The sequence below is a fragment of the Pseudoroseomonas ludipueritiae genome, from assembly GCF_014490445.1.
GTDB lineage: Bacteria > Pseudomonadota > Alphaproteobacteria > Acetobacterales > Acetobacteraceae > Pseudoroseomonas > Pseudoroseomonas ludipueritiae.
Genome location: NZ_JACTUZ010000260.1, coordinates 1 through 3,482, shown reverse-complemented (window position 1 = coordinate 3,482; position 3,482 = coordinate 1). Strand labels below are relative to the sequence as shown.

Sequence of the window (3,482 nt, the reverse complement as noted above, 5' to 3'; positions counted from 1 at the left end):
CCCTGGCCGGCGCCACGGATATCGGCACCCGGCTCGCCCCCGAGACGCCGGGCTGCCCCGAGATGGGCCTTTCGGGCCGCATGCCCGGCCACCGCCGGGTGGCGGACCTGGAGCCGCGCGCCGGCGGCCCGAAGCACCAGGCCCGGCCGCGCCTGAACAACCCGCTCAGCACGCCGCAGACGCTGCGCCCGGCGATGCATATGTGCGTGGTGGACCAGTTCAGCCCCAATGACATGGGCGGCGCCCGCAAGACCATCTACCGGCTCTGAGCCCTCCCCCTGGGCCGAGTCCCCGGTGCCGCCCGGAAGCACCGGGGCGTTGCAGATCCACGAGTCGGGGCTGCCCTGCGCCACTTACCGGGGTGTTCGTGTCGTTAACGCTCGCTTTTTGACCTCCGAACCCCTATTTGTGCGCCACACAACAAGCCGCCCGACCGCTCCTGCCCGACCCGGCCACCCTCTCTGGTGGCCAGGGTGCCGGGCCGTATGCTCAGGCGGCGCAGCCTCGGGACTGCCCGCCGAATGGAATTGCGCAACGTCGCCATCATTGCCCACGTCGACCATGGCAAGACGACGCTCGTCGATAATCTGCTGAAGCAGGCTGGCGCCTTCCGCGCCAACCAGGCGGTGGCGGAACGTGCCATGGACCGCAACGACCTGGAGCGTGAGCGCGGCATCACCATCCTCGCCAAGTCCACCGCCGTCGAGTGGAAGGGCGTCAAGATCAACATCGTCGACACCCCGGGCCACGCCGACTTCGGCGGCGAGGTGGAGCGCATCCTGAGCATGGTCGATGGCGCCATCGTGCTCTGCGATGCCGCCGAGGGCCCGCTGCCGCAGACCAAGTTCGTGCTGACCAAGGCGCTGGCCCGCGGCCTGAAGCCGATCGTGGTCATCAACAAGGTCGACCGCCAGGACGCCCGCGCCGATGAGGTGCTGAACGAGGTCTTCGACCTCTTCGCCGCCCTCGGCGCCTCGGACGAGCAGCTCGACTTCCACACCATGTTCGCCTCCGGCCGCCAGGGCTGGGCCGACCTGACGATGGACGGTCCCCGCAAGGACCTGTCGCCGATGTTCGACCTGATCCTGAGCCACGTGCCGGCGCCGAAGGTGGACCTGAACGCCCCCTTCGCCATGAACGCGACCATCCTGGAGGCCGACAGCTTCCTGGGCCGCATCCTGACCGGCCGCATCGAGCAGGGCGTGGCCAAGACCAACATGCCGGTGCGCGTGCTGCGCCAGGACGGCACGGTGGTCGAGACGGGCCGCCTGACCAAGCTGATGACCTTCTCGGGCCTCGACCGCGTGCCGGTCGATGAGGTGCAGGCGGGCGACATCTGCGCCATCGCCGGCCTCTCGGACGCCACCATCCCCGACACCATCGCCTCCCCCGAGGTGGCGGCGCCGCTGCCGGCGATCCCCATCGATCCGCCGACCCTGACCATGACCTTCCGCATCAACGACGGCCCGCTGGGCGGCCGCGAGGGCAAGAAGGTCACGTCGCGCCAGATCCGCGATCGCCTGTTCAAGGAGATCGAGGGCAATGTCGCCATCCGCGTGAAGGTCTCCGAGGAAGTGGACGCCTTCGAGGTGGCCGGCCGCGGCGAGCTTCAGCTCGGCGTGCTGATCGAGACCATGCGCCGCGAGGGCTTCGAGCTGACCATCGGCCGCCCGCGCGTGCTGACGCAGGTCAACCCGGAGACGGGCGAGAAGGAAGAGCCCTACGAGGAAGCCGTCATCGACGTCGATGAGGAATACTCGGGCGTCGTCGTGGAGAAGCTCTCGCTCCGCAAGGGCATGATGCAGGACATGCGTCCCTCCGGCGGCGGCAAGGTGCGCCTGACCTTCCACATCCCCTCGCGCGGGCTGATCGGCTACCACGGCGAGTTCATGACGGACACGCGTGGCACCGGCATGATGAACCGCCTGTTCCTGGGCTATCAGCCCTGGGCCGGGCCGATCGAGGGCCGCATCAAGGGCTCCCTGATCTCCAACTCCGATGGCGAGGCGGTGCAGTACGCGCTCTTCTCGCTGCAGGAGCGTGGCACGCTCTTCGTGGACCCCGGCGCCAAGGTCTATACCGGCCTGATCCTGGGTGAGCATTCGCGCGAGAACGACCTCGACGTGAATCCCATCAAGGAAAAGAAGCTGACCAACGTCCGCGCCGCCGGCAAGGACGAGGCCCTGCTGCTGACGCCGCCGCGCCGCATGTCGCTGGAGCAGGCCATCGCCTATATCGAGGACGACGAGCTGGTGGAGGTGACGCCCTCGGCCATCCGCCTGCGCAAGCGCTACCTCGACCCCAATGAGCGCAAGAAGCACGCGCGTCGCTCCGACAGCGAGGCGGCGTAAGGAACAAGGCGGCCCGGGCAACCGGGCCGCTTTTTTCATGCGCCGCGTCATCGCCCGCCGCATGGGCGTGCCCCGGCCTGGCCGCGGCAACCTGTGGAGGCCGACTGCATTCTTCCCTTCGTCTTTCATGACGAAAAGGGGCGTGGCGCATGTTCAGGGTCCTGGCCTGTCTTGTCCTGCTGACCGGCTGCAGCGTGCCGCTGGAAGGTGGCCGGCCCGGGCGTGCCCAGCCGGATATCGGCACCGATGCGCGCGGGCCGGAAACCCGTGTGCTGCCCTTCGCCGGCCGCACCGTGCAGCCGGGCGACTCCACCGCCCCGGGTGGCACGGGCGACCTCAGCGACAGCAGCATTCCGGACCGGGACAGCAGCGGCATCCCCGTCAGGAACCCCTGAGGCCGGGCGGAGCTGCTCAGCCCTTCTGGCCTTCCTCCACCACGGCGCGGATAGCGGCGATCTGCGCCGGGCTCAGGCTGCGGATGCGCAGCGCCAGCCGGTTCGCCATCTCGGTCGCTTCCGGGGGAAGCCCGGCGGTGTCCAGCACCACGCGGGGATGGGACAGGCGGGCCAGCCGCGTCATCTCATCGTCCCAAAGGCCGAAATACTCGTTCACCTGATGGATCAGCCCGGCGGAAGGCAGGCCGCGCCGCCCATGCTCCAGCGCCGAGAGATAGGCCGCCGAGACCTGCAAGGCCGCCGCGAGGCCGGAGAGGGTCACCCCCCGCTCCTCCCGCAGCGCGCGCAGGCGGGCGCCGAAGGGGGTCATGGCAGGCGGCGGCGGCGCAGCAGCAGATGCACCGCACCCTGGTTGGAGGCATGCGGATAGGCGGCGCCCAGCACCATCTGGCGCAGGTCGGGCGCATTCAGCCAATGGGGGAATTCCCGCCGCAGCACGCCGCCTTCCGGCATGGGGCCCTTGCCGGTGACAACGGCAACGCAACGCAGCCCATCGGCCTGGGCGGCGTGCAGGAAGGCGCGCACGGCATGGTAGGCGTCCTGCGCCCGGCGGCCATGCAGGTCCAGCGTGCGCTCCGGCCGGGTGCGGCCCCGGTGCAGGTCGCGCCAGCGGGAGCGGTCCAGCCCGGCGGGCGGCTGCCCCACATGCACCGGCGCGATGCGTGGGGCCAGGGCC

Annotated in this window: 5 protein-coding genes; 3 read left to right on the top strand and 2 right to left on the bottom strand. The window is 70.0% G+C overall.

Going from position 1 to position 3,482, the window contains the following annotated elements:
• The 3 genes from IBL25_RS25140 to IBL25_RS25130 all read left to right on the top strand — a co-directional run.
• A partial coding sequence (locus IBL25_RS25140) for a hypothetical protein (RefSeq protein ID WP_187781190.1) occupies nt 1-269 on the top strand: 269 nt, incomplete at its 5' end.
• Nucleotides 270-521: 252 nt separating this feature from the next.
• Nucleotides 522-2,351 (top strand): translational GTPase TypA, encoded by a 1,830-nt coding sequence (gene typA, locus IBL25_RS25135; RefSeq protein ID WP_187781189.1) that lies wholly within the window; start codon nt 522-524, stop codon nt 2,349-2,351.
• Between the two features lie 149 nt (nt 2,352-2,500).
• Nucleotides 2,501-2,746, top strand: a complete 246-nt coding sequence (locus IBL25_RS25130; RefSeq protein ID WP_187781188.1) for a hypothetical protein — start codon at nt 2,501-2,503, stop codon at nt 2,744-2,746.
• A 16-nt stretch (nt 2,747-2,762) separates the two neighbouring features.
• On the opposite strand, the gene IBL25_RS25125 is transcribed toward IBL25_RS25130, so the two are convergent.
• Both IBL25_RS25125 and IBL25_RS25120 read right to left on the bottom strand, forming a co-directional pair.
• Nucleotides 2,763-3,116 carry a helix-turn-helix domain-containing protein gene (locus IBL25_RS25125; protein ID WP_187781187.1) on the bottom strand — a complete coding sequence of 118 codons (354 nt, stop codon included), beginning with the start codon at nt 3,114-3,116 and terminating at the stop codon, nt 2,763-2,765.
• The coding region (locus IBL25_RS25120; RefSeq protein ID WP_187781186.1) for a Smr/MutS family protein at nt 3,113-3,482 on the bottom strand (370 nt) is incomplete at its 5' end. The genes IBL25_RS25120 and IBL25_RS25125, both read right to left, overlap by 4 nt.

Coding starts and splice junctions, on each gene's coding strand:
- typA (WP_187781189.1), top strand. CDS start 522: ATGGAATTGCGCAACGTCGCCATCATTGCCCACGTCGACCATGGCAAG.
- IBL25_RS25130 (WP_187781188.1), top strand. CDS start 2,501: ATGTTCAGGGTCCTGGCCTGTCTTGTCCTGCTGACCGGCTGCAGCGTG.
- IBL25_RS25125 (WP_187781187.1), bottom strand. CDS start 3,116: ATGACCCCCTTCGGCGCCCGCCTGCGCGCGCTGCGGGAGGAGCGGGGG.